We start from the raw sequence: 24704 nt of genomic DNA on the forward strand, positions 1-24704 counted from the left end.
ATCTCCTCAGTCATGCGAAAAGCTTGAGCGCTGATATGAACGCTCTTGACGAGCGAGGTTATCAACGGCTTCTCTGAGCCGACGGTCTAAATCACTGTTCGGCAGAACATCACCTTGCAGAGTGATGCTGTACTCTCGCTTACTGTTGTCGACAAAAGATCGCCCAGCGGGAGCAGATAGCGGCTGATAAAGCGGATAGCCGCTTAATGTGGATGTCGGCGGAATATAGGTTCCGTCAGGCGTCACGGCCGTGGTTTTCACCTTAGCCTCGGTATCTTCAAGTTGGCCGGACTCTTTTTTGATAATGCCGAGTTTGTCCAATAACCAGCTTGCTTTACTGCTCAGGCTGTTAAAGATATTAAGTGGCGCCATGAGCGCATTGGCCAGTGCCTGGCCAAACATTACCCCCACATTCTTACAGCGTTCGAGCGTTTCTTGTGTCGCCTTTACGGGTTCAAGCAGATCAGTGAACCACTGCCAGATGCTGCCGAGCTTCTCAACGAGAAAATCAAATGCCGGTGCAAGCGGGGAAAAAATTTCTGCCAGCGGAGCAAAAGCGGTACCAAGTCCCTCAATAACGCCGCCAAAGAATGCACTGAGTGGTTCCCAATATTTACGGATCAGCAGGGCTCCACCGACAATCGCCGCCACAACAGCTATAACTGGCCACGTGATGGCCCCAAGAGCTGAGGCGATAGCGCCGCCGGTTAGAGTAAATACGGTCCCCAGCATGCTTGCTGCAGCAATAATGACATTCACCCCGGCAATCAAAGGCCATACGATTTGCCCGACACCTCCCAGCACGCCGACCAGCGCCAGCGTACTCGTGGCAACGTTCAATAGGGTTTGGGTCAGTTCGGGATTTGTCTGAACCCAGCTTGCAGCCATGCCAACCCAGGTGTTTGCAGAAGCCGTCAGACGCCTTAGGGCAGACTCTTCTTGCGCAAAAACATCAATTTTCAGACCATCCAGGGTCGACTGTAGTTTTACTAAATCTCCATTGAGATTATCGGACTTGATACTGGCGATGCGCGAAGTACTCCCCTTGGCAGCGAGCATTTGCTGACGTTTGTTGTCCAGAGTTCCATCACCGGCAGCGGCAACCAGTGTTCCTGCCCCCTTTCCAGCCTCTTCACCGAACAGGCTTTTCAGGTATTCGGCCTGCTGCGCCACATCAAGTTTGTTTGTCTCAAAGGCGTGATAAATATCTTTAAATACCTTCTCGACCGGAAGCTTATTTCCGTTACCGTCGTATGTGCTAACCCCCAGGGAATTGAGGGCAACAGGCGCCTGGCCTGTCATCGCATCCAGACGGCTCAAAATAGTGTTGATATTACTCCCGGCGCTGACACCTTTAATATTGTGGTCTGCCAGGATGCCGAGCATCGCCGTTGTGTCTTCAAGACTTTCACCAGCCATTTCCGCACCTGGTGCAACGTTTTTCATCGCCGCAACCAAATCATCAAGACTCGTACTCGATGAGTGGAGGCTTTGTGTCAAGACATCAGAAATACGTTCGATCTCTGTTATCGGCAACTTAAACGCTGATTGCACTGTAGAAAGTGCGCCAACAGCATCGCTGGCTGCAAGACCATTAGCTTGCCTCATTGTCACTGTCGAGTCGGTTGCCATGAGAACGTCATTCGCATTGTAACCTGAGCTTGCGAGCACACCCTGTGTTTGAGCTACGTCGACTTGAGAGAGATATCCTTTAGAACCAATATCTTTAGCCTGCTGGCGAAGAGCAGCCATCGTTTCATCATTCTTATCAATACCTAGAGTCGACTGCGTATCCGACATCTGTTTGGTGAAAGCGACGCCCGGCGCAAAAAATTGAGACAGACCATGGAATCCAGCACTCGCCGTATTTATTCCCGCCGCCCCCGCATCACGTATGCCGAAGGCAAGCGTTTTACCGGACTCGTAGCGCCGCTTTATTGCATCGACTCTTTCCTGCTGCTGATTGACGCGGGAAAGAGCGTCACGCTGCATATTTAGCTGTTGCGTGGTCTGTCTAATCGTGACTTTCACACGCTGTGCATCAGCAGAGAGTGTACGTGTGTTAATGCCCGACTGAGAAAGCTCGGAACGCTGGCGCTGTAAGGACTGGCGCATACCGTTGTATTTACTCTGCAGTTCAGCTGCAGATTTTTTTGCAACATCCAGCGCCTGCGACTGTGCCAGCGTGGGTGCTTCGATATTCTTAAACTGAATGGCCAGTGCTGCCGCCTCCTGCTTCGCTTTTGCAAGAGACCGCCCGGTTAGAGAAAGCTGAGCGCTGGCTTTCCTGAACCCATCAATACGGGCTGCCTGCACGTTGAGATCGCGCAGAGATTGCTCAGAATCACGGATGTCACCCGCAAGGGATTTGCTGGCAGTCCGGATAGCATTGAGCGGTCGGCTTGCGCGTCCAACGGCATTAAGCAGCGCCTCAAGTTTCACGTTATTGCTCATAGTGGTTTCCGCTTCGCTGTAGCGCCTTGTCGCGCCAGGTTATGAGTTCGGCCACGTCCAGAGGATACAGCTCGGATGGCGGCCAGTGAAAAATCACAGCAATATCCGCCATCAGGTCATCTACCGACAATTGGTCGGGGAAATTCAGCGAGCCGAAGCAGGTGATAAAAAACCAACCACCTTACCGGCAAGTGCAATGAGATCTGCGGCATCCAGTCGAGCAATCTCATGTTCGTTCAGCGCCGGGTAGGTCATTCGAGGTAAAACCTTAATTAAGGCGTCAACATCACAGTTTGCCAGTGCAGCCAATGACACTCCGCGGAGTGTCCCCGCGTTGGGCCTGGATACAGTAACCTGCTCAATTTTTTGCTCACCGCGCATCAGCGGATTATCGAAGGTCACAACGTTTGAATTTCCGGTATCGATAATATTTTCCATTTGTCACTCCCTCAAAAATAGAAGAGACCGGCCTGCCTGAGCGGCCGGTCAACAACATTACAGGCCAATCGCCTTACGGTGTTCGGCCAGACGGTCTACACCGTCGACCTTCAGCACCATGTTGACGATGTCAATTTCAATGACTTCTTTTCCGTCAATTGTCAGCTGGTAGTAAGCACAATCAGTTGTCATTTTCGTTGTGCCGCTTTCGCCCTGCTTGTTCTCACCGCAGTCGTACTCTTTATGACGACCTCGCATCACCACCTCGACGGCGGAAATTGCACCGGTGTCATCGCGCTGATAGGAGCCAGTAAAACGCAGCGGTACGCTGTCTGCACCAGGGGATGCATACTGCGCCCATAGTGCGACATCCGGCAGACCACCGAGCGTCCATTCAAGGGATAGCGCATCATCATCAAGGCCCATATCAATGGATACCGAACCCGGCATCCCGCCGCCGCGGTATTTCTCCAGCTTGCGGGTCAGCTTCGGCAAAGTGACGGATTCAACGACGCCCATGTAGCTCAGGCCATCGTTAAACATGTTCAAATATTTTAATTTACGTGGTAACGCCATGCTGTTAGCTCCTTAGCCGTTGACCGAATCTGACAGATTCGCCAGATAGGTATCAGTGATGCGCTGGCGCAGGGTCAGGTTTTCCAGCGGTGGGACGGGGGTATAGTCGTAATCGATATACAGTTTGCCCGCTTTAAGCGTCGCAACATCGTTGGACTCAGGGTCGTACCAGCAGGCCCCATCGACGATATAACCATTACTTTTCAGCTCACGGAACTTGGCATTAATGCCCGCCACGATGTCGCGAATAAGGGTCGGGGTAATCGGTTTATCCATCGCCCACGCATGTGCTTCCGCCATGGTGTCGGCCAGTACCTGCGCGGTACGGGTGTAGTTTTCAAACAGGAAAAGAGGATCATCCGCACAGGTGCGGTTACCCCAGAATTTGAAACCGTCATTGCGAATCAGCGTGGTCACACCAGCCTGATTAAGCAGGTTGGCGTCGGTCGCCGGTTCCTGCAAATCCCAGGAGACTGAGGCGCTAACACCGGTGACGCCATTCACGCCGACGTTTGACAGGGTTTTATGCCAGCCGGTTGTCTGGTCGATTTTGGCACGCAGGCCCAGCGCGCGCGCCGTCGCCCATGCGGTATCTGTTGCGTTTGTCGTAGTGTCCCACGCCAGAAAATCGGGGAAGATCACCATCAGCTCACGCTGGCTGAAATTCTTGCGATAGTCGATGGCCTCGGAAATGGTTTTACAGTCCCACGCACTGACATAGCCAAAGGCGCGCAGGCTCTGACAGGTAGCGGCAAGCGCAGTCGCTACTTCCTGCGAATCCAGCCCCGGCACGCCGAGAATGCGCGGCTTAACGCCGGTGACAGTCTGCGCCGTCAACAGCGCTTTCAGGCCGGTGTATTTGCCGTTTTCGTCCGTGGTACCAATGATGTTGGAAATCGTTTGTTTCTGAGCCGCGTCGGGGGCCTCAGGGTCTTCGACACCTTCGGCCACACGTACAACCACAATGACCGGTTTGCACTGGTCAGCGATCGCCTGTAGTGAAGATGATAGTGTTCCCTGTTTGCCGGCTTTACTAATAGCGCTTTGCACATTAGTAATCAGCACAGGTTCATTAAGAGGGAAAACCGTCTCGTCAGCATCGCTGGCCGTACAAACCATGCCGATGATGGCTGTTGAGACAGTGGAAATGGTGCGCACGCCGTCATTAATCTCGATGACCTGCACGCCGTGATGATAGTCGCTCATCCATTTAACTCCGTGGTTTAGTGGTGAGACTATTGTCAACGTCATACCTTGCAAGCGCGACGGGAAGGGGTTGGAGCGGGGATTACACAACAATAAGCCCTCCGGAGGAGGGCTTTATTTATTCGGGGAGTTGCGGCCAGTCAACCGGGCGTGTCACTGATACAGTATCGATTTTTTCAACCTCATGGATGTAATCCAGAACAGCGAACAGTTTTGCTGCTTCGAGTTCAGTGAGTGTCCGACCTGCCTGCAGTTTGAGTTGAATCACACTCACTGACTGCATCGCATCACTGATGAGCATTTGCTTTTGCGACTCCGCCATTGCAGGGTAATCAGGCTCAATAGCTTTAAGTACTGGCATACCCTCTTCGTTCGGCACAATTGAATTACCTTTGGTCTGCCCTTCGATTAAATGCTGATACCAGCTTTGAGAGATGATTGACGCATCAGCAGGCCAGCTTCCTACCGCTTCATAAAGCCCCCTGTCGGACTCAAAGTAAAAGCCAGACAGTTCAGCACTATAATAAATACTATTCATATCAGTACCCTTTAGCCTGAATAATTACAGCGACTTGCCCGATGCTGCCGTAAGCCCTGTTTGCCATGACAACACAGCCCGTATTTGTTTTTGAGATCAGTTGGAACATCCCTTCCGTATTGCTACTACCGTTGGCGTTTAATGTACTGACCGAAACTGATAAGCAGGCTGACGGAAACGCTTTAGGGAATGTGATCGCCTGCGTCGTCTCGCTGGTCATTGTCGCCCCCTGCACCCACTGCTCAATAATGCCGGTACTTCCGCATTGCCACCATCCATTCGCCGCCTTTGATGCCGAGTTTGGTGCAGCAAACGAGCCTTTGGGCTGAAAACGTCCGTCGCTTTCGGCTTTGGTATACGCCCCCGTACGCGGCATATATCCCGCATCTGATTGTGCTTTTGTGTAGTAGCGGGCATCGATATTCGTCCAGTCACCAGGGATGAGTTGCCCGACGGTTCTAAGCTGTTTGCTGGCTCCAGCATAAGAAAGTACCGCATTCCCAGCTGTTGTATCTTCGTTAATGCGAAAACCATTGCCATCAGCGACGATGAAATATTTCTTGCCGGTATCACTCTCGGAAAGCTGGATAATTGGTGCGGAGTTATATATCTCAATATTACCCGTCACCCTTCCTCCGGTTGAAGGTAGTGCGCCCGTCTCTACAGCTGTTGGCTTGTTCGCCACGTCATACTGTTTTGTCCAGGCTGTCCACACGCCGCCATACAACGTGCGGATATAACTACGGGAATTGTTATAAACCCGGTAAATCTGAGTCACCCCAGCATGTTTATATACCTCAAGCGAACCGGCAGCTGCTTCGGGATAATTTTTTCCCGTCTGGGCCTGAGCATTGGCTGGCTGGTAATAGAGCCCCGGCGTGATGTAACTGTTTAAATCGAGTGCATTGCCAATTCCTACTGCCTGCCCATTGAAAATATCCTGAGCTGTTACGCTGATATCAGCAGACAATTCCCTGCCATTCACCTTACGGCCAGCGGGTACGCGTCCGTTGGCATTATCATTAGCCGCCTTTACCGCTTTAGGTGTAGCGGCCAGTGTTTCTGAGGCGCTATCGATAGAACTGCTTAGCTGGACAATCCCCTTCTGCGCCGTGGTCGCATCCTGAGCCGTATACTTCGCATTGGCGAAGTCATAAACCGCCTTAACCGCTTTCGGTGTCGCGGCAAGCGACTCAGACACACTGTCGGTTGCGCTACTGAGCTGCACAATCCCCTTCTGCGCCGTGGTCGCGTCCTGAGCCGTATACTTCGCGCTGGCGAAGTCATAGACTGCTTTAACCGCTTTCGGTGTGGCTGCGAGCGCCTCAGACGCGCTGTCGGTCGCACTGCTTAACTGCGTGAAGCCCTTTTCTTTCAGCGTGGCGTCAGGATGGCGGCGTGACTGCTCATGCTCCGCAAGTTTGTCGTCGACATAATCCTGCGTTGCCATCACAAGCGTGGTATCGATGGACAGCTCGACCGTCTCGATATCGCTCACCATGATTACCATCCGCAGCGTCTGCGCGCGCCCTGACCCTTCCGCCAGCTCAGGCTTGTAGCTTTCTGCCATATTGCCGACCGCAATCAGCGTGCCGGTGTCATCGTAAAGCCCCATTTCGCGCAGCCAAAAACCGCCGGTCTCAGGTGGAATCACCAGCTCCGCGACGACATAGTTTTTGTGCTTTTTATCCTGGCTGATTTTATTCAGCGCATGACGCCAGACTTCATTGACCAGTTTTGTCTGGCTGGCGTTTGGCTCGGGCAGCGTGCCGCCACCATCCCCGACGGCCATCGCCACAAAATTGACTTTCTTCCCGCTCGGGACGCTCGCCGCCGCCAGCTTTTCAGCACCGGCTTTGGTGATAACGGTTTTATATTTTACTGTCATTGTGCTCTCACTTATCCGGGGTAAACCGTGGTGATATCGCCGTCATAGTTCAGGGCGCCGTAATACAGATGCCCCGGAATATCCTGAATAATATTCAGACCAATAAGATGACGGCTGGCTGGTTTTGCATCGGCAATCAGCCTTTCCATTTCGTAATACATTTCCTCGGTGATGCCGGTCTCTAACACACCGATATCGAGGCGGAATGTGCCGGGCGGATCGTTGGTTTCCCACCACTCCGTCACGTTAATCAGATACCCGAGCGGCTCGACCACCCGGCGCACCGCACCAATCGTCCCTTTGTGCGCATGGATAAACCACGCCGCACGGATCACCTCGCGTTTGGTCTCTTCCGGCCAGCTCTCATCCCAGCGGTCGACAGAAAACGCCCAGGCAAGCCACGGCAGCAGATTTGCCGGACAGGTATCGGGACTCCAGAGACGGCGCAGGGGGATCGGCGTATTTTCGATATCTGCACAGGCGCGTGCCGCCGCCATCTCAAGCGGCGAGGAGCCGACCGGCAACAGGCGGGCGTCACTCATCATTGCCCCCGATGGTTACGCTATATTCACTACACCAGGAAGCCTGTGTACTATCGAGCACGATGTCAGCCAACGGTGCGGCCAGCTCAACACGCTGCACCCCCTCAACGTGAAGGGCGGCATAAATAGCCGATTTACGGATATCTCGCCCGAGACGGTGCTGGGCGCTTATATAACTCTTAAGCTTCGCCTTTGCTGCACTGAGCACCGGCTCGCTTTCAGGGCCTGGATAAAGAAATAGTGAGGCGTCGACTTTATAGTCAATAATATTTGCCGATTGCACTGTGACGCGATCGGCGACCGGCCTTACGTCCTCATCATTGAGAGCATTTCGGATGACGGCGAGCAGTTCTTCTGATGCCACGCCATTATTTTCGCGAGACAATACCGAAATGGTCACGTTCGCAGGCTCGGGGCTAATAACAGAAATATCCGCAACCCTGCCGTCAGCACTGCGGCCATGAAACTGATAGGCGCCGGTTGAGCCAGCCACACTCATTCCTTCAAAGGCTTGCTGGATACGCAGGCGATAATCGGTATCAGCTTCCATCACCGCAGGCGTGGGCGGTAGCGAGGACTCATCCCCTGGGGTGATCACAAGACGTGTGACGTTATAATTTGCACCAATATTATCGAGATCATTCCCGGCGGCGTAGGCCAACATGACCGCACGCGCCGCTTCATTAACATGCTGACGCCAGATGACTTCCCGGTAAGCATTTTCCTGCAATAGCTTCACAATGGGCTCAGATTCAAGCGTCAGAGTACGTGCAATAGCCTCCTGCTGATCTTCGGGATACAGGGAGATGAGGGTCGCCTTTCGTTCTGCAAGAAGGATTTCATAATTCAGCTCTTCCACGACATCGGGGGCGGCGAGCTGGCTTAGATCTACAATAGCCATAACGTTTAACTCAGTGGAATGGTTAGGGAAAAAGGCTGGCCTGAAGTCAAACGTGCGCCAGTAATATCGACAAACAGCGCTCCGTCATCGTTAGGGTGTTCAAAGATGATGGTAGAAAGACTCACACGAGGCTCCCACTTCTGAATCGCGGAGTAGCACGCAGCCATAATCTGCAGGCGCAACGCCGGGGTCTGCGGCTGGTCAATCAATGCTGACAACAAGGATCCGTACTCACGTCGCATGACGCGTGAGCCAACCGGCGTGACCAGAATGTCGCGCACGCTTTGCCTGATATGGTCGGCCTCAGAAATACTGAGTCCGGTTTGGCTGTTCATTCCAAGATAGCGCACTGTCATTTGGTCTCCTTCGTCCAGCTCCCGCCGCTCTGCACATTGCCGTGTGCGTGGTCATCCGCCTGCACGCCGTTGGAGGTAAATTTCCCGCCGGTGTGCGTGATATCGCCTTTCATCGTCCCGCCCTTCTGCACTTCGAGTGAGCCGGTTATCAGCTTGTTGGTACAGACCACCTCGGGTGTATCGAGGGTGATGCGGGTTTCAGCTTTGACCAGCACCACCGGCACGGTGGCGATAATGGAATCCGACGCGGTGACGTCGGCTGTTTTGATACCGGATACGGTGAGCGCCCCGCTGTCGGGCTCGTACTCGATAACCGCCCCGTCAGGAAAGGCAATATGAAGCGCATCAGGAGAAGCAGAGGGGGCAGGATGGTCATCCGAGAAAATACCCGGTAGCACAAAGGCGGTGTCGAGCTCGCCGCCAATGGCAAGAACCAGCACCTGCTCGCCAACGGAAGGCGCCCACCACACCCGCGCGCGGCCAGCACGACAGGTCAGCCAATTGAGCCACGTAGTTTTCATCCCTCCGGTCTGGACGCGACAGAGCCCCTCCTGAAGAGAGACATCTGTTACTACGCCGATGCGGATAAGATTACGGATTGCACGAGCGATACCGTGGATTGAAGTTAGCGTATTCATGAGGAGAGAATGCCGAGGGTTCAGAGCAGCAGCAATGAGGCTAAGTTTTCTGCTGGATGAAACAACAATTTGCGACCGCAGGGCATGATAATTTACATGCGTAAAACAACACCCTGAGCGCTAAACACGCCATCGCCGAGAACAGACAATCCTCTAAATATAAATCCAGGTCATTAAGTTCATTTCAGAACCCATACGGTATCGTTTTTACTCAGGCTTCTATCACCGGCAATTTACTCACTCCACTGGCTGACGAGTTCCCCATTAATGTACAACTCTTTAGGCCGAGTAACAGGTGCAGGTAACGGTGGTTCAGGAGAATAACTGGCGCGTAATGTGCCATTTTCCTCTGTGACAAGAATCCGCTCGGTCAATTGCAGACTGAAGCTAATATCTTTACTTTCATCATCATTCATGACTATCTGAAAGAGATAGCCATTTTTACGCCCTTCATCCAGCGTGAAAATATCAGGTTGATTTTCCCGAAGCCAAGCTAACAGCGGCACGAAAAGTTGATTGGATTCGCCGACAAAATTTTTAACAAGACCTTTCAGGGTATATTTCTTTTCAAATGATAATGAGACGGAGAGACGTGCATCAATATTTCCGTTCTCAACAGAGAAGCGCAACATTTCTGGGTGAGCACTAAGCTGTGGAATAGCGTCAATTAATGCCTGACGTAAGCTATTTAGTTTATTCATTACTTTTACCCTGACACTCTTTGATGGTTTCGATTTGCAGCGCGCAGGTAATCAATTCCTGCTCGAGCCTGCGTATATCTGCACTTAGATCGCCATTAGTCATCGGTTCGCTGCCTGGCATTGGGCATGAGCTCACTCTCGGGCAGATGTTGTAGACAGCGTGCAGCGGAGGCACAGCCGGTGCGGGTGTGCAAGCGGCGCACCACATCAGGCAGACGGTCACGGTACCAACGGCGTAAAGCTTCATTTTCATTCATCAACCTTGTAATAGTCTCCTCACGCTTTGCCCGCTGCTCACTCAACATTGAAAGTTCGTCACGCAGCCTGACCTGCGCGTTTTCATTATCTCGGGCTACTCGCAGTGAGACAGAGAGTTGATTTTTCAGGTTTGCAATAATGTTTTTTTGCTCGCCAGCAACTTGATTTACTTTTTCGAATGATCGAGAAAGGTTCAGATTTTCGCGGCTCAACCACAGTACTGAGGCAAGCAGCCCGGCCAGTATAAGTAGCAGGACTTTCATGGAATCCCTTTGATGCAATATGCTTTTTCCCGTATACGTCGATTCTCAAGACCAGTATTCCTGATACCTTTCACAAATACCCAACGCGGAAACTGATCGCATGCCTGCTGCCACTGCTGGCGCTGAACAAATGACATCAGCGTCGACCGGCATGCGGCTCCCGCGCCAACGTTAAAGGCAAAACTAACCAACGAGTCATATATACGAGGGGGTATTTCGGCTGACACACACGCAGAAAGTCTCTTCTCGACATTGCGCACATCAGCAACAAGATTTACAGCCGCTTCGCGTTCACTTATATCTTCTTTTGGCACAACGCCAGCCGTATGGCCAATACCTGACGTCCACACACCCGCACTGCACTGATAAGGTCTCAGCCGACAGCCCTCAAGATCGGCAATCAGCGCTAATCCTTCAGGAGACGTTTTCAGCAAATGAAAGTCTGGCAGCAAGGCTGCGAACATTAGTACGCTGGCTACACTGCAGCGCTTAATGATTGAATTCACGAATCGCCTTCTCATCAAACCCGAGTGAGGTCAGATAACGGTATGTTTTGCGCTTAAACCAGTAATTCGTCAGCGCCGTAAAAATGGCACACATCCCCCCCACGTAGAGTGCTACTTTTTCAGGTGACATTGCCCCAAAATAGGCGAGGCAAACGGCTAACCAATAAGCAACAAACGTGGTGATTTTTTCCAGGCTTAGTCCCATAAATGCACAGCCTCAGCTTTTGCTGCGCTATCAACCTCAGGAATTTCAATCGCCTTGCCGTGTGGCACAATAACGCCTGAAGCAGCAAGACCGGGATTTGCTTCTAACACTGTTTCAACGACGCCCTCTGTACGCCCGTAATAACGCGCACAAATAGCATCAAGCGTGTCCCCCTGCATTGCGTAGATCTTCATCAGATGCTCCCAACAAATGGATTTTCGGATCTAAGATAGTTTCCAGAGCAGGTGTTAAATCGGCTACTGCTTACAGACGTGCAATCACGCGCACAACATTCCTTTATCGCTGGAAGCCCTCATATAAATGACAAAACACATTATTTCTCGCCACTGCTGAGACAATGAACAACGCAAATAAAATCAGATGAACGTAGAGCCACAGAAACGGAACGCTACAACTCTGGAGTGGAAAAATAAGGTTGGGGGCGTGCTAACATATACTGCATTAACTATGTTCGTATCAGCAGCCCCTGTTTAGGGATATAACCTTTGATGGGCTGAGTATTAATAGCTATCGCCAGCTCTCATCTTCCCAGACTTCCTGAAGAATATTGTCCAGGGCTTCACGATCGGACTCTTTATCAAAGCCGCTCAATTCTACACCTGTCACAGAACCCTTTTTAACGGTGACATGCGTTGATGGGAACAAAGAATGAATTCGTCGGGTCAGCTCATATTGAAAGGCATCAACCATCGTCTGTCCTATTTTTTGTTCTTGGTCTAAGGCGATATTGACTTTCACGTAGCCTCCCCTCTTTTTTAATCTTTCTGGTGCAGGCGTTGCTGAAAAGACAACTGTAAAGGCATTGCCTTTCATCAAGTTCCCTCTCGCAATCTCAGCGATTAAATTCAGGGCAATTTCACGATCTCTTTCCTGGCAAGTTCCTTCAGCTGTCAGACGGGCAATCATCTCGACTCGCTCAATCATAACTTGCTCGTTTAACTCTCTGTCCACACAACCTCCACCATGAGTAACTGTATATACATACAGTAGCACGTATTACTAAAAGCTGGGAAGAAAAAAATCAGGGGTAGCATATGTATCTTCATGATATCGATGGATATTAATGGGATGCACGCAACCTTCAACGGCTAAAAACACTTCGGATTTCACTTAATTCGGGTTCACACTCAGCCCTCAGACGAAGCGTTCACTGGCGTTGAAAGACTTTGCAAGTCGTCTGGCCAACGCGCTTGAACAAACTGTTTCTCACGCCCGCAATAAATATCAATATCCTGCTCTGGCAGCTTGAGTTGAGCCTTCAATAGCCGCCTTTTACGTAGACCTAAGGGCTTTGATAAAGCGAATACCGGAGGATCGCTTTCACTCTCCGTACAGTTAATGACAGAACTCCAAGAGGGCGCAGGAGCGCCCTTAACGTCAACGGCCAAATCAACGGCCCGCTTCGGCACAATTTTCCATTGTGTGAGCCGGGTTAAAATTGGAGTACCTGCACCGACGGCGGAATCGTACACGCCACGGATACAAACGATTTCCTCGCCATACTGGTTAAATTCGGTGCGAGGCTCATACAGCGTGCGCACTTGCAAATCATCGCGACGGACAAACGGCCCACCCTGCGCATTAACGTAACCAGCCCAGTCACCGGCGTCGGCGGTATCGTGGACGGCGGCAAACTCAATGCTCAGGCCGTGCGCGGTCTCGGTATCCGCGAGACGACGCAACTCACGGTAGACCGTCACTGGCGCACCGCCGATAAATTGAAACTGACGAATGTGCCAGCGCGCCGCCCATGCCGAAACGGAAGAAGCAGTCTCTTTGAGTAACTCACCGCTTTCGTCATCGGTTTCACCCTCAAGAGCATAACCGTCGATATTTTTGGAAATGTATTTAGCGATATAGCCGGTCGCGCTGCCCTTTGCCGGATCAATGACCTCAGCATGAAAGCGTGCCTTTTTAGCTTTATCACTTCTCAGTTCCTGGCAGTCTTCCTCCCATGCATAATCGCGAATGATGAGGCGCACACGCTCTGCATCTTCTGGCAGCATGAACATAAGCATGTGCCAGTGCGGCGTACCATCATGATGAGGCTCAGCAACACGGATACCGAAAATACGGATGTCTTCCCGGTGCAGCCTGGCGCGAATACGCGCCCACAGGCCGGTAAGATAGCTCTGCGTGTCCGACGGGCTGGCTCCGTTCCATTTGCTGTTACGGTAGCCCGCTTTTGTTGTTGCGTGATATTTAGACGGCGCGGTCAGGGTGTAAAACTCCCCGACATAACCAAGCTCATTGCAGATATTTTCAAACCCACGGATGCGGGTCATCAGCTCGCAGCGGCGTATCGCAGGGTTAGCGACCGAACCGTCGTATTTTTCAATCAGGCTGATGCGGTTACCGTCTTCGTCTTCGAGATCCAGCCCCTTGAGAAATTCACGCGTGCGGCGCTTCTGCTCGCGCCAGTCGGTCACGCAGTTTTTACTCGCGTAGGCGTGCCGTTTTTTGCTGACATTGCCAACGGCAATTTGCAGGTGTTCGCGCCATGCAGCCGCAATACGGCGCAAACGACCACGCCACCACACTTCACTGAACATGCGCATTACTGCCGGTGCAATGACATCCTCCCCGACATATTTCTTTGTGACTTTCTCCCAATGCGGCGGAATAATGTTGAATTGCAGGGATATAAAACCGGCACGCATGTACCAGGTGTACAGCGTTTTAAGCTCGCTAAACCCAATGTCGTCAATGTTAGCCAGTTCAGCGCGAATGAAATTAGCAATATCAGCGGCCAGCAGGTCAATATCGGCGCGCGACATGTCCGGGAGGCGGTTATATCTGGCGACCATATTGACCATGCGTGATGCCAGATATTGCATAATCTGGGTATCAAAATGACCACCAAAAACAGCGGCTGATACATTGCGATTAATACCCGTACACTCATATTTTTTTGCGACCCGCTCAACGCGTGGCAATGCCTTTTTGCAAAAGCTGATTAAAAAAGCGTTGGCTCGTTGGCTGCCCTTATTTTTTTCCAGCAGCGCAGCAGTGCGGTAAATATCAAAACGCACGCACTCCGGCTGGAGAGAAAGCGCCTTTCTCGCATGCCGCAAAGCCGCGAACATACGGTCGCGGCGATACTGTTGCTCATAGGTCAGATATGGGCTGGCTATTGCAGGTCGCGCTGCGTTCCATGGGTAAGCGAGCTGAATAGCCAAGTCATCCAACCCGATAATTTCTGTTTTTTAGCTCTGTGATTTCCTGGCAGGTCACACAATATGCCACCCCAGGGATGGCAATGCGACGAGCCTCTGGGATTGGGCTGTCACAGGCTTCGCAAATGAGACGAGAAGGCGCAGTAATTCGGCTACGAGCGCTATTGATGTAACGCTCACGCTCTTCCAGCTCGCGTTGCTGTGCGAGATCCATTGCGTCAGCCATTAGTGTTGCACCTGAGATTCGTACTCAAGATGTTCCGCCTCGCCACGCAGCAACTCCGCAGCTTCGGTACTATTCAATCCCTGGTAACTAATATGGAGGGCCATTGCTTTAAGGCGTTTAGAAAAAACCAAAGCGTGCGCTTTACGTTCTTCATTTTTAACGTCAGACAGCAATACCGCCAAACTATCGGGATCTGTTTCAATTTTATTGATTTCGTTATTTCGCATTATGTAATCTCCTGAATTTAGGCAAAGGGATGCCCGGTGGGTTTACACCAGTGTATTTTTTTAGGGTTAATTCGGCATGGTTAGCCGTTTTGGAAATAAACTCACTACTGCACGGAAATGATTCATTGCAGTAATAAGCGATTTTTTCTCATCATACGTCAGCGAATTGAATTGCAGCTCATGACGAGCCACAGGGAGTTTTGCGAGATAAAAAATAGCTGCCAGCGCGCGAATATTATCTTCATATAAGGGGTCGTGCTTCTCACGCATTTTCTCGATAAAACATTCCAGTTCTTTACTGTTGCAACCCCAATATTTTGCACGCAGTTCTGCCACATAATTGAGACCCGCCAAACGCTCACTCGTCTTGAGTGGAACGGTTGCTGAATCAGCTTCAATAGCCATACTTTCTCTCCTTATGAAAGGGGGTTCCACTCTCGGTACACCCTGTAGCTTCAGGAATATGAAACGCACAGTGAAAAGAAATCTATCAATCAGCTATCGAACTTACTCAGATGGCGTCATGCACCGATGATGAGCTGAAAACGGGAGTGCCCTAAAGCTTTACGCAATTGCTCTTCTTTCCAGCGAGCGTAATAGATGCGTATCGGGCCACCGGCTTTCTTACAACCCTTGCGGATGGTGCGAGGTTCAATAGGTACACAAGGGTTGTCACCGGTTGTCCAGCGATAAGCGGTGCGTTCAGATACCCCCTCAAGCACTGCGAACTGTTGCAGAGTAACGATTGGAGCAGGCACTTTGATGATTGCGATTTCAGAAGCCATGTTGCATGATTCCCATTTGGATAATGTTTGCAATCAATGGTCTCTGTTTGCCAACCTCAGCCATTGATTTTCCTGAATTAGCAACAATACTAATACCCATTTGGGCATTAGTAAACACCCAAAGGAGTATATATTGATCCTTGATTCTCAAGTGAACAATGATGAGTTACTGGACCGCATCTGCCAGGTATATGGATTTAATCAAAAAATCCAGCTCGCAAGGCATTTCAACATTGCGGCCAGTTCCCTTCAAAATCGCTACTCTCGTGGCACAATTTCGTACGATTTCGCCGTACAGTGCGTTCTTGAAACGGGGGCAAGCTTGCGATGGTTACTTACCGGGGAAGGTTTGCAATATGATGGAAAGCCCGCCGCAACGGATCCCAAAGAGATCGCATCATTCACTTTAAGTGATGGTGAACTCGTTAAAAATTCCACTTTAAGTATTGATGCTGATTTTTTTAGTAAAGCGCTCAAAGACGGTATCGCTGTTCGTACCGAAGGCAAACTGCACTTTATTGAACAAGATGCGGCCCTGACTGACGGTCTCTGGCTGATTGATATTGAAGGAACCATCAATATCCGCGATTTGACTTTACTTCCAGGTAAGAAGCTTCATGTTGCGGGTGGAAATGTGCCTTTTGAATGCGAAGTTCGCGAGATAAAAACGCTTGGTCGTGTGGTAGGTATATACAGCGAGATTAAGTAATGACTGTCCGTAAAAACCCTGCTGGAGGCTGGATTTGCGAGCTTTATCCGAATGGGGCAAAAGGCAAACGTATAAGAAAAAAATTCGCCACCAAAGGCGAGGCACTCGCCTTCGAACAATACACCGTACAAAATCCCTGGCAGGAAGAAAAAGAAGACAGACGCACGCTAAAAGAGCTAATTGATGCGTGGTATAGCGCACACGGCATAACTCTCAAAGATGGACTAAAACGTCAGTTAGCAATGCACCACGCCTTTGAGTGTATGGGCGAACCGCGCGCGCGTGATTTTGATGCGCAGATGTTTTCCCGCTACCGGGAAAAGCGGTTGAAAGGTGAATATGCCCGTTCAAACAGAGTGAAAGAGGTGTCGCCTCGCACCCTTAACCTTGAACTGGCCTACTTTCGCGCGGTGTTCAATGAGTTAAACCGCCTCGGAGAATGGAAGGGTGAAAATCCGCTGAAAAATATGCGCCCTTTCCGCACGGAAGAGATAGAGATGGCCTGGCTAACTCACGACCAGATAGCGCTTCTGCTCGGTGAGTGTCAACGCCATGACCACCCTGACTTACAAACCGTGGTCAGAATCTGTCTTGCCACAGGCGCTCGGTGGTCAGAGGCTGAGAGTTTAAAACAAAGCCAGCTTGCGAAATACAAAATCACCTACACCAACACGAAAGGCAGAAAAAACCGCACAGTTCCCATCAGCAAAGAGCTTTACAACTCCCTGCCCGATGAAAGAAAAGGTCGGTTGTTTAGTGAATGCTATGGCGCGTTCCGGTCTGCTTTAGAAAGAACAGGCATCGAACTACCGGCAGGACAACTTACCCATGTTTTGCGCCATACCTTCGCCAGCCATTTTATGATGAATGGTGGTAATATTCTGGTCTTGCAGCGTGTCCTCGGCCATACTGACATCAAAATGACAATGCGATATGCGCACTTTGCTCCAGACCACTTAGAGGATGCCGTTAAGCTCAACCCTTTGGCGGTGAGTGGCGATAAAGTGGCGGTCGAAATGGCGAAAAATAGGTAAACCCTGGCAAACAATGGCAATGTATGTCAATGATAATTATAGTAAACCATTGTTTTTCGGTTGTTGCTGTAGGAACTCATAATCGCTTGGTCGCTGTTCATGCCCAGCAGGGGCCACCAAACATAAAGGGCTTACGCCAAAACGTAAGCCCTTAGTTTTTTCAGGATTCATGAATCAGCGGCGTGGATAACTCACACGAGCTCCCGGAGTTGCTCCTGCATATACGCAGAAAAGTATTCAGGGTTCTTGATAACGACGTGGTCAGTTGAGTTAATTTTTTCAGCCCATCCGGCGACTTTTTTGGTGAAGTCCGGATCCCATCCCTCCTGGCTGCCGCGCGCCATCACATCAGCGACGCTGGCTGGTGTACCCAACTCTTTCAAATACTTGAATATTCCCTTCGCGGTACTCTCGTCCATCGACTGCGGCACTGACGCGGAAGTGTCCATACCACCAATGAAATCCAATGCTTTCTCAATGACTGTTGGCATACTCTTATCCTTAAAATTAACCATCTGGTAACTACGCTTTACCAGGGCCTGAAATTGATCGGAAATTCAAAGAGATTGTCACGGTACCGGAAACACCTCTCTTACCCTTGAGCGCTCCGGTACATTCATAAAGCATTGCACAATCCACCCACCCGAACCATTAACCCCCTCACAAACATCTAAAACTAAAGAAATCCCTCGTCGCGCCGATCATCATCCGTGTGTATTATTTCCTGTAGCTCTTACCACAACTAACCTTAACTCAAATACTTAAGCGCTAAAGCGAAAGGCATCATGAGCACACCGATCAAGCGGCTAGAAATCATAAAAAATGCCATTGAACTGGAAGATGACGACATCATTTACAGTCAGCTGGCACGGCTGAAAAGTGAAGCGTTTGACGATGAGCTACAGGCGATCGTCGCGGCGCTTGAGAATAAGAACTACACGGCAGCGATGGCTGCCATCACTGCCTGGCTGCAGAGTCAGCGCTCACTGACCCAGTGGCGCGACCCGCAGGTGGCTGCCAGCAAACTCGAACTGAGAGCATTAGAAGAGCGTCTGCGCGATCTGATTGACCGCCGCAACGCCCGCGTACAGCAGCTCGACGAGTTCAACGATCTCTATTTCTCCCGCCTTGGCCCGCTAATGTCACAAATCCTGCAACTGCGCAAAACCCTGGCGGAGCTGAACCTGCGCCGCCAGCAGGCGGAGGCGCGTCGTCGCGAAGAGGATTATCGCCGCTGCCAGCAATATATGGCGCAGGCCGTAGAAGTGCTGGCGACGCTGACTCAGCGCTGGCGTGCCCTGCCGGCCGACTCCGTGCAGGCCGCCGAAGCGCGTAAGCATCTGCAGCAGCAAAGCGATCTGATTGCCAATCTGCTGGCCGAGGCGCAAGAGCTGGAAATGGGCTTAACGCGCGAAGAGGAGCCAGCACGTCAGGCGCGGGACGAGGCCAACGAAGAGTACGAGAAATACCGCGAGCAGCACCACGATGCTGAAGTGCGTCTGCGCAAAGGCAAAGATCTGTCGGAAGAGGATCAGAACGAGCTGAAACGACTCTGGCGTCAGGCCAGTAAGCTCTGCCACCCGGATCTGGTGGCGGACGATCTGAAAGAAGAAGCTAACTCCATGATGGTGCAGCTCAACCAGGCCAAACAGCGCGGCGATGTGAACGCCATTCGTTCGCTGGTTGCGCGTCTGCAGCAGGGCTTTGAGCCGCTAATGGCAAGTGACCGCCTGAACGATCTGGAGCGTATTCGCAAAAAAATGGCGCAGGTACGCGAACAAATCGACACATTAGTGAACGAACTAGCAGAGCTGGAAAAAGAAGAGTCCTGGCTGCTGGTCTCCTCGCTGAGCAATATGGAAACCTATTTTGCCCAGCAGGAGAAAGCGCTGCACGACGTGCGCGCCGCGCTTGAACATCAGGTGAACGCAGCGCAGCTCGACGAAGTGGCCTGATTACTTCGCGTGCCAGTACGCGCTGGCACGCACCAACTGCGGATCAATCGCGTCGGTCTCAAACTGGCGGCTCAGGTTTTTCACCACCTTCCCTTCCCCGGTTAGCCAGATAAAGTAATCCCCGGCAGGCACGTTCAACGTCGCCAGCCGATCCGCCACCGCCTGCTCGCTGTGCCCGACAATCCAGGAGATGTTGAAATCACGCAGATGCGCCAGATAGTCCTTATACGCTTCGTCACCCACGGTCACCACTGCGTGAATCTCCGGGCGAACCGGTAGTTGTGCGATAGCCTCCAGACGGCGACGCAGCGCAGGCATTCCGGACTCATCACACACGTACAGCTGCCAGGCGTAATCTTCGGGCACAACAAGCGATCCGCGCGGGCCGCCGATCGTCAGTTTATCGCCCTCTTGTGCCTGCACCGCCCAGTTGCTGGCGACACCGCCATCGTGCACGAAGAAATCGAGCACCAATTCGTGGCGTGCTTCGTCGTACAGCGGCGTGTAGTCACGCGCCATAGGACGCACACCGTCGCCCCAGTCGATGCCTTCGTCAGTGACTACCGGCGGGACAAAAGTCGCGCCCGGCGCCGGGAAAAAGACTTTGGTGTGGTCGTCAAAACCCTTTGAGCTAAAGCCCTCCAGCGCGTCGCCGCCTAAGACGATGCGTTGAAAGCCAGCGCTTATACGCTCAACGCGGAGCACGGTCAGCTCGCGAAAGCGCAGTTCATTGCGTACACGTTGTGGGTAGCGGGTCGATGTCATGTTTCTGCCTTCGTGAAGTGAATACGATATATCTAAATTAATTTTAAATGATAATGATTGCTAACAAACGAGATTGCAAGTCTTTTTTTGATATAGCCATCACAAGGGTTTCCCGCCACATCAACTCATAATTAAATTCTATAAATTCATATAGATACTACAAATATAGAAAACTGCATTGCTAATCCGATAACTTTAGATATAAATTAGATATATCAAATTAAGGAGAAAACGATGCGACATTCCCACGACGATTTCGACAGAGACCATCACCATCATGGCCGCGGCACCGACCATCACGGCGGCGGCGGTGGACGACGTCAGCGCTTCTTCGGCCACGGCGAGCTACGCCTGGTGATTCTGGAGATTCTGACCCGTAACGCCAGCCACGGCTACGAACTGATTAAAGAGATTGAGAGCATGACCCAGGGGAATTACACCCCCAGCCCGGGCGTGATCTATCCGACCCTCGATTTCCTGCAGGATCAGGCATTTATTACTATTTCGGAAGAGGAAGGTGGGCGCAGGAAGATTGCGATCACCGTAGCCGGGCAGCAGTGGCTTGACGAAAATCAGGAACATCTGGAACACATTCAGGCACGTATTAAAGCGCGCTGCGTGGGCTTCCAGCTGCGTAAAAACCCGCAGATGAAGCGGGCGCTGGATAATTTCAAAGCGGTTCTCGACCTGAGAGTGAATCAGGGGGAGATCAGCGACGCGCAGCTCAAACAGATCATCGGCGTGATCGACCGCGCGGCGCTGGAGATCTCCCAGTTGGATTAAGCCAGCGCGTCCTCGCGCACGCGGAACACTTTTACCAGCTCTTTCAGGTGCATCGCCTGATCGTTAAGCGAGGCCGCTGCTGCAACCGACTCCTCCACCAGGGCAGAGTTCTGCTGGGTGGTGGAGTCAATCAGGCCAATCGCGCTGTTAATTTGCGAGATGCCTTCCGTCTGCTCGTGGCTCGCCTGACGGATCTCACGCAGAATGACGTCCATCTCCTCCACGTTCCCGACCATACCGTTAATCAGCCCGCTCGCTTTTTCCACCAGGTTCATCCCGTCCTGGGTCTGACTGGTTGAGCTTTCGATCAGCTGGCGGATCTCGCTGGCAGACGAAGCGCTTTTCTGCGCCAGCTGGCGCACTTCTCCGGCCACCACCGCAAAACCGCGCCCATGCTCACCGGCACGCGCCGCCTCAACCGCCGCGTTCAGCGCCAGAATATTCGTCTGGAAGGCAATCGCATCGATCAGGTTGATGATATCCGACATGCGGTTAGAGGTTTCGTTTATCAGGCGCATTTTCTGCGTCACCTGCTTCATCATCTCGCCGTTGTTTTTCACCACGCTCGCCGCATCAGCGGAGAGGTTTGTCGCCTCACCCGTATGGGCCGCGGTATTTTTCACCGTGGCGGTGATCTGCTCCATCGAAGCCGCAGTTTGTTCTACGGAACTGGCCTGCTCTTCGGTACGCGCCGCCAGATCCTGGTTCCCCGCCACAATCTGCGCCGCCGCGCTGGAGATATTTTCCGAACCGGACTGCACCTGCTGCACAATTTCCAGTAAACGGGTTTTCATCTCCATCAGGGCCTGCAGCAACAAGCCTGTTTCGTCTTTCGTGCGGGTGGTGATGTTGCGGGTTAAATCGCCTTCAGCAATGGCTTCAGCAAACGCCACCGCCTCGCCCAGCGGACGGGTGATGGATCGCACGATAAACCAGCCAATCGTACTGCCGATCAGCACGCTAAACGCGGTGAGGATCACCAGCAGCAAGCGGTTGGTGTTGAAATCGCCGTCCACCTGCTTTCCGGCGCTTTGCATTTCGCTGTTTTGCACCGCGATCAGTTCCTGCACTTTGGCTTTGTAAGCCTGTTGCAGATCCACAGTGTGGGTCATCATCTCCTGGATCGCCCCCGCGCGGTCGTTGTTCTGCACGGCCTGCAAAATCCGATAGCGGGAGTCGAGATACTGCTGACGCACATCGCGGATGCCGGTCAGGATCTGTTGCGATTTTGCGTCTTTCAGGGAGTTATTCAGGTCAGTCAGAATGACGGTAATCTGTTCGCTGATCGCTTTTAGCCGCTGCTGCGACTGGGCAGCATACTTGCCCTGCTCATCCAGCAGCATGAGCTGTTGGGTGCTAACAAATTCCTGGAAGTTATCAATCAACTGATTGGCTTTTACCGTCGTCGGGTAATCGTGGGTAATGATGGTTTGCATCCCGTTATTTGCCCGGTTAAGGCTCAGGAGCGACAGGCTGGCACTCACCACCATCAGAACAATTAAGAATCCAAAGGCCAGAAATAATTTTGTGCCGATCTTTACGTCATGTAAGAACATATATACTCCATCGATGTGATTATTTCTCAGACGATCAGCGTTATCGGTAACTTTCACGCTAACTTTATGACTTTGATCGTTTTTATATTTCATAACCACTGCAATGGATAGGCTGAATCTATTAATAACGCGCCATCGATCGTTACTTAACCGTCAGACAGGTGATTTTTGAAATAGCGTTGGGGTAAATTGGCTTAGGTGGGGATAAATAACTGAGCCAATTACTTTAGTTATTTAATATAAAATTAACATTTCAGCGTAAATATAATTACAACGCCGGGAACAAAAAAGCCCGCTTATTTCAGCTGAAACAAGCGGGCTTTTTCTTGAACATTACTGAATCAATGAAGAACCGTGACCGCATCTTCCAGACGTCCGGCGCGGTGCTTCACCATCGCCGAGACGCGGGCGCTCTCTTCCACCAGATCGGCGTTTTTCTGCGTGATGTCATCCAGTTCGGCTACCGCACGGGTCAGGTCAGACAGACCGGTCGCCTGCTCGGAGGTCGAGTGGCTGATCTGGGCAATCAGGCGCGTCACGTTTTGCACCTGCTCCACGATGTCGTCCATGGTGCGCCCGGCGGCGTGAACCTGATCGGACCCCGACTGCACCTTGCTGGCGCTGGCATCAATCAGCTTGCGAATATCGTTGGCGGCGCTGGCGCTACGGCTTGCCAGATGACGCACCTCTCCGGCCACCACGGCAAAGCCTTTACCCTGCTCGCCCGCACGCGCCGCTTCAACCGCCGCATTCAGCGCCAGGATATTGGTCTGGAAGGCGATATCGTTGATAAGTTTGGTGATGGAGCCAATGCGCTGGGTGCTGTCGGCAATATCATCCATGGTTTTCACCACGGTCTGCATCGCGTGGCCCCCTTCCGCTGCCGCGTCGCTCGCCACTATCGAGAGTTTATCGGCCGCCGCTGCGGTTTCAGAGTTGCTCTGCACCGACGCCGCCATCTGATTCATCGTCGTCACGGTCTGCTGCACATTCTCGACCGTCTGGCGGGTGCGATCGTTGAGATCTTCATTGCCCTTCGCCAGTCGGTCGCTGCCATCGCGCACACTTACCACCTGGCTGGATACATCATTGATCAGCCAGCGGCACATCAGCCCCAGCTGTCCGACCGCGCGCAGGGTCAGCCCCAGCTCGTCGCTGCGGTTCAGATGGTCAACGCTGTTACGCTCGCCGGTCGCAACTTTGAGCGCCTGACGCGCCACATTCTCTACCGGGCGCACGATTTGCTGCTCGAACAGGAGAGTGCCCAGCAGCATCACCAGCGCGCTCGCGCCCAGTGCCGCCCAGCTCGCATGAGTGGCAATAAGCGTGGCAGCCAGTGCCACAAACAGACCAGCCATCACACCACGCACCCGCCAGCGCAGCGGCATCGCCGGTAATTTCCCGCGCCAGCCCTTACTCACCACCAGTCCTTTATGTACACGTTTATTGCAGCGCCCTTCGTTCAGGGCTTTATACAGCGGTTCGACTGCGGCGATCTCCTCCGCCGTGGCTCGGGTGCGAATCGACATGTAGCCCGTCACCTCTCCGCCACGCACCATCGGCACGGCGTTGGCGCGCACCCAGTAGTGGTCGCCATTCTTACGGCGGTTTTTCACAATTCCACTCCACGGCTCGCCCTGTTTCAGCGTGTACCACATATCGGCAAAGGCCGCTTTAGGCATATCCGGGTGACGCACCAGGTTGTGCGGCTGGCCCAGCAGTTCATCCAGTTGGTAGCCGCTCACTTTCACGAAGGTGTCGTTGGTGTGGGTCATGTGGCTGTGGAGATCGGTGGTGGACATGAGGGTGGTATCGTCGTTCAGAGGATATTCATTCTGAGTGACATACGGTTGAGCGGACATGATGGGCATCCCTTGCAGGTTATTTGAATGTTAATTTTGTGGGTTTATCTTTTTTCGGCGGTAAATAATTTATCTTTAGTTGTTAAATCCGATCGAGATCGCAAATTGCAGTTAAACCGCACTTTTTGTACGCAT

At 52.0% G+C, this 24704-nt stretch carries 30 protein-coding genes and 1 pseudogene; 4 read left to right on the forward strand and 27 right to left on the reverse strand.

Annotation, left to right across the window (positions count from 1 at the left end):
- Positions 1–6: 6 nt before the first annotated feature.
- The 23 genes and pseudogenes from F153LOC_RS08610 to F153LOC_RS08715 all read right to left on the reverse strand — a co-directional run bounded on the left by F153LOC_RS08610 (position 7) and on the right by F153LOC_RS08715 (position 15905).
- A complete protein-coding gene (locus F153LOC_RS08610; RefSeq protein ID WP_102104804.1) occupies positions 7–2454 on the reverse strand; it encodes a phage tail tape measure protein in 2448 nt (815 codons plus the stop codon).
- Positions 2444–2566 (reverse strand): GpE family phage tail protein, encoded by a 123-nt coding sequence (locus F153LOC_RS08615; RefSeq protein ID WP_102104805.1) that lies wholly within the window; start codon positions 2564–2566, stop codon positions 2444–2446. Before F153LOC_RS08615 ends, F153LOC_RS08610 begins: the two co-directional genes overlap by 11 nt.
- Positions 2567–2598: 32 nt before the next feature.
- The gene (locus F153LOC_RS08620) at positions 2599–2892 is read right to left on the reverse strand and encodes a phage tail assembly protein (protein ID WP_102104806.1); all 294 of its coding nucleotides are present in this window, start codon (positions 2890–2892) and stop codon (positions 2599–2601) included.
- Between the two features lie 57 nt (positions 2893–2949).
- The gene (locus F153LOC_RS08625; protein ID WP_102104807.1) at positions 2950–3468 is read right to left on the reverse strand and encodes a phage major tail tube protein; all 519 of its coding nucleotides are present in this window, start codon (positions 3466–3468) and stop codon (positions 2950–2952) included.
- 12 nt (positions 3469–3480) lie between these two features.
- A complete protein-coding gene (locus F153LOC_RS08630; RefSeq protein ID WP_102104808.1) occupies positions 3481–4674 on the reverse strand; it encodes a phage tail sheath protein in 1194 nt (397 codons plus the stop codon).
- Between the two features lie 118 nt (positions 4675–4792).
- On the reverse strand, positions 4793–5212 hold the full coding sequence (locus tag F153LOC_RS08635; RefSeq protein ID WP_102104809.1) for a tail fiber assembly protein: 420 nt from the start codon (positions 5210–5212) through the stop codon (positions 4793–4795).
- A 1-nt stretch (position 5213) separates the two neighbouring features.
- Positions 5214–7100, reverse strand: coding sequence for a tail fiber protein (locus tag F153LOC_RS08640; RefSeq protein ID WP_102104810.1), 1887 nt, complete (start codon positions 7098–7100; stop codon positions 5214–5216).
- An 11-nt stretch (positions 7101–7111) separates the two neighbouring features.
- The gene (locus tag F153LOC_RS08645) at positions 7112–7642 is read right to left on the reverse strand and encodes a phage tail protein I (protein WP_102104811.1); all 531 of its coding nucleotides are present in this window, start codon (positions 7640–7642) and stop codon (positions 7112–7114) included.
- On the reverse strand, positions 7635–8543 hold the full coding sequence (locus tag F153LOC_RS08650; protein ID WP_102104812.1) for a baseplate assembly protein: 909 nt from the start codon (positions 8541–8543) through the stop codon (positions 7635–7637). Before F153LOC_RS08650 ends, F153LOC_RS08645 begins: the two co-directional genes overlap by 8 nt.
- A 5-nt stretch (positions 8544–8548) precedes the next feature.
- Entirely contained in the window at positions 8549–8899 is a 351-nt protein-coding gene (locus F153LOC_RS08655) for a GPW/gp25 family protein (protein WP_102104813.1), read from the reverse strand.
- Positions 8896–9537: a phage baseplate assembly protein V gene (locus F153LOC_RS08660; protein ID WP_102104814.1), complete on the reverse strand. Its 642-nt coding sequence runs from the start codon at positions 9535–9537 to the stop codon at positions 8896–8898. Before F153LOC_RS08660 ends, F153LOC_RS08655 begins: the two co-directional genes overlap by 4 nt.
- Positions 9538–9770: 233 nt before the next feature.
- Positions 9771–10238, reverse strand: coding sequence for a phage tail protein (locus F153LOC_RS08665; protein WP_102104815.1), 468 nt, complete (start codon positions 10236–10238; stop codon positions 9771–9773).
- Positions 10231–10491, reverse strand: coding sequence for an Rz1-like lysis system protein LysC (lysC, locus tag F153LOC_RS21765; RefSeq protein WP_233210348.1), 261 nt, complete (start codon positions 10489–10491; stop codon positions 10231–10233). Before lysC ends, F153LOC_RS08665 begins: the two co-directional genes overlap by 8 nt.
- Positions 10415–10759 (reverse strand): annotated as a pseudogene (locus F153LOC_RS08670) (LysB family phage lysis regulatory protein); the annotation flags it as partial. The gene lysC and the pseudogene F153LOC_RS08670, both read right to left, overlap by 77 nt.
- The gene (locus F153LOC_RS08675) at positions 10756–11265 is read right to left on the reverse strand and encodes a lysozyme (RefSeq protein WP_102104817.1); all 510 of its coding nucleotides are present in this window, start codon (positions 11263–11265) and stop codon (positions 10756–10758) included. The gene F153LOC_RS08675 and the pseudogene F153LOC_RS08670, both read right to left, overlap by 4 nt.
- Complete coding sequence (locus F153LOC_RS08680; protein ID WP_102104818.1) at positions 11249–11470, reverse strand: HP1 family phage holin; 222 nt, start codon at positions 11468–11470, stop codon at positions 11249–11251. The genes F153LOC_RS08675 and F153LOC_RS08680 overlap by 17 nt, the downstream gene beginning before the upstream one ends.
- Positions 11461–11664: a tail protein X gene (locus tag F153LOC_RS08685; protein WP_102104819.1), complete on the reverse strand. Its 204-nt coding sequence runs from the start codon at positions 11662–11664 to the stop codon at positions 11461–11463. Before F153LOC_RS08685 ends, F153LOC_RS08680 begins: the two co-directional genes overlap by 10 nt.
- Positions 11665–11998: 334 nt before the next feature.
- Positions 11999–12442, reverse strand: coding sequence for a DinI-like family protein (locus F153LOC_RS08690; RefSeq protein WP_102104820.1), 444 nt, complete (start codon positions 12440–12442; stop codon positions 11999–12001).
- Between the two features lie 176 nt (positions 12443–12618).
- Positions 12619–14577: a replication endonuclease gene (locus tag F153LOC_RS08695; RefSeq protein WP_233210350.1), complete on the reverse strand. Its 1959-nt coding sequence runs from the start codon at positions 14575–14577 to the stop codon at positions 12619–12621.
- 94 nt (positions 14578–14671) lie between these two features.
- Entirely contained in the window at positions 14672–14893 is a 222-nt protein-coding gene (locus tag F153LOC_RS08700) for a TraR/DksA family transcriptional regulator (protein ID WP_102104821.1), read from the reverse strand.
- Positions 14893–15120, reverse strand: coding sequence for a DUF2732 family protein (locus tag F153LOC_RS08705; RefSeq protein WP_102104822.1), 228 nt, complete (start codon positions 15118–15120; stop codon positions 14893–14895). Before F153LOC_RS08705 ends, F153LOC_RS08700 begins: the two co-directional genes overlap by 1 nt.
- A 66-nt stretch (positions 15121–15186) precedes the next feature.
- Positions 15187–15525: a DUF5347 domain-containing protein gene (locus F153LOC_RS08710; RefSeq protein WP_102104823.1), complete on the reverse strand. Its 339-nt coding sequence runs from the start codon at positions 15523–15525 to the stop codon at positions 15187–15189.
- 116 nt (positions 15526–15641) lie between these two features.
- Positions 15642–15905, reverse strand: coding sequence for a hypothetical protein (locus tag F153LOC_RS08715; protein WP_102104824.1), 264 nt, complete (start codon positions 15903–15905; stop codon positions 15642–15644).
- 133 nt (positions 15906–16038) lie between these two features.
- On the opposite strand from F153LOC_RS08715, the gene F153LOC_RS08720 reads away from it, so the two are divergent.
- Complete coding sequence (locus F153LOC_RS08720) at positions 16039–16614, forward strand: phage repressor protein CI (protein WP_102104825.1); 576 nt, start codon at positions 16039–16041, stop codon at positions 16612–16614.
- Positions 16614–17648, forward strand: coding sequence for a tyrosine-type recombinase/integrase (locus tag F153LOC_RS08725; RefSeq protein WP_102104826.1), 1035 nt, complete (start codon positions 16614–16616; stop codon positions 17646–17648). The genes F153LOC_RS08720 and F153LOC_RS08725 overlap by 1 nt, the downstream gene beginning before the upstream one ends.
- A 191-nt stretch (positions 17649–17839) precedes the next feature.
- On the opposite strand, the gene F153LOC_RS08730 is transcribed toward F153LOC_RS08725, so the two are convergent.
- Positions 17840–18163 carry a DUF1889 family protein gene (locus F153LOC_RS08730; RefSeq protein ID WP_102104827.1) on the reverse strand — a complete coding sequence of 108 codons (324 nt, stop codon included), beginning with the start codon at positions 18161–18163 and terminating at the stop codon, positions 17840–17842.
- Between the two features lie 270 nt (positions 18164–18433).
- Between F153LOC_RS08730 and F153LOC_RS08735 the strand changes: the two genes are divergently transcribed.
- Complete coding sequence (locus F153LOC_RS08735) at positions 18434–19603, forward strand: DNA repair protein (protein WP_102104828.1); 1170 nt, start codon at positions 18434–18436, stop codon at positions 19601–19603.
- Here F153LOC_RS08735 and F153LOC_RS08740 read toward each other — a convergent pair whose 3' ends face one another.
- Positions 19604–20368: a siderophore-interacting protein gene (locus tag F153LOC_RS08740; protein ID WP_102104829.1), complete on the reverse strand. Its 765-nt coding sequence runs from the start codon at positions 20366–20368 to the stop codon at positions 19604–19606.
- A gap of 234 nt (positions 20369–20602) precedes the next feature.
- Between F153LOC_RS08740 and F153LOC_RS08745 the strand changes: the two genes are divergently transcribed.
- Positions 20603–21151 (forward strand): PadR family transcriptional regulator, encoded by a 549-nt coding sequence (locus F153LOC_RS08745; protein ID WP_100778834.1) that lies wholly within the window; start codon positions 20603–20605, stop codon positions 21149–21151.
- Here the strand turns inward: F153LOC_RS08745 and F153LOC_RS08750 are convergent.
- Both F153LOC_RS08750 and F153LOC_RS08755 read right to left on the reverse strand, forming a co-directional pair.
- Positions 21148–22707, reverse strand: a complete 1560-nt coding sequence (locus tag F153LOC_RS08750) for a methyl-accepting chemotaxis protein (RefSeq protein ID WP_100780816.1) — start codon at positions 22705–22707, stop codon at positions 21148–21150. The genes F153LOC_RS08745 and F153LOC_RS08750 overlap by 4 nt on opposite strands.
- Positions 22708–23048: 341 nt before the next feature.
- On the reverse strand, positions 23049–24569 hold the full coding sequence (locus tag F153LOC_RS08755; protein ID WP_102104830.1) for a PAS domain-containing methyl-accepting chemotaxis protein: 1521 nt from the start codon (positions 24567–24569) through the stop codon (positions 23049–23051).
- Between the last annotated feature and the right edge of the window lie 135 nt (positions 24570–24704).

The sequence above is a fragment of the Lelliottia sp. F153 genome, from assembly GCF_002870005.1.
Classification (GTDB): domain Bacteria; phylum Pseudomonadota; class Gammaproteobacteria; order Enterobacterales; family Enterobacteriaceae; genus Enterobacter; species Enterobacter nimipressuralis.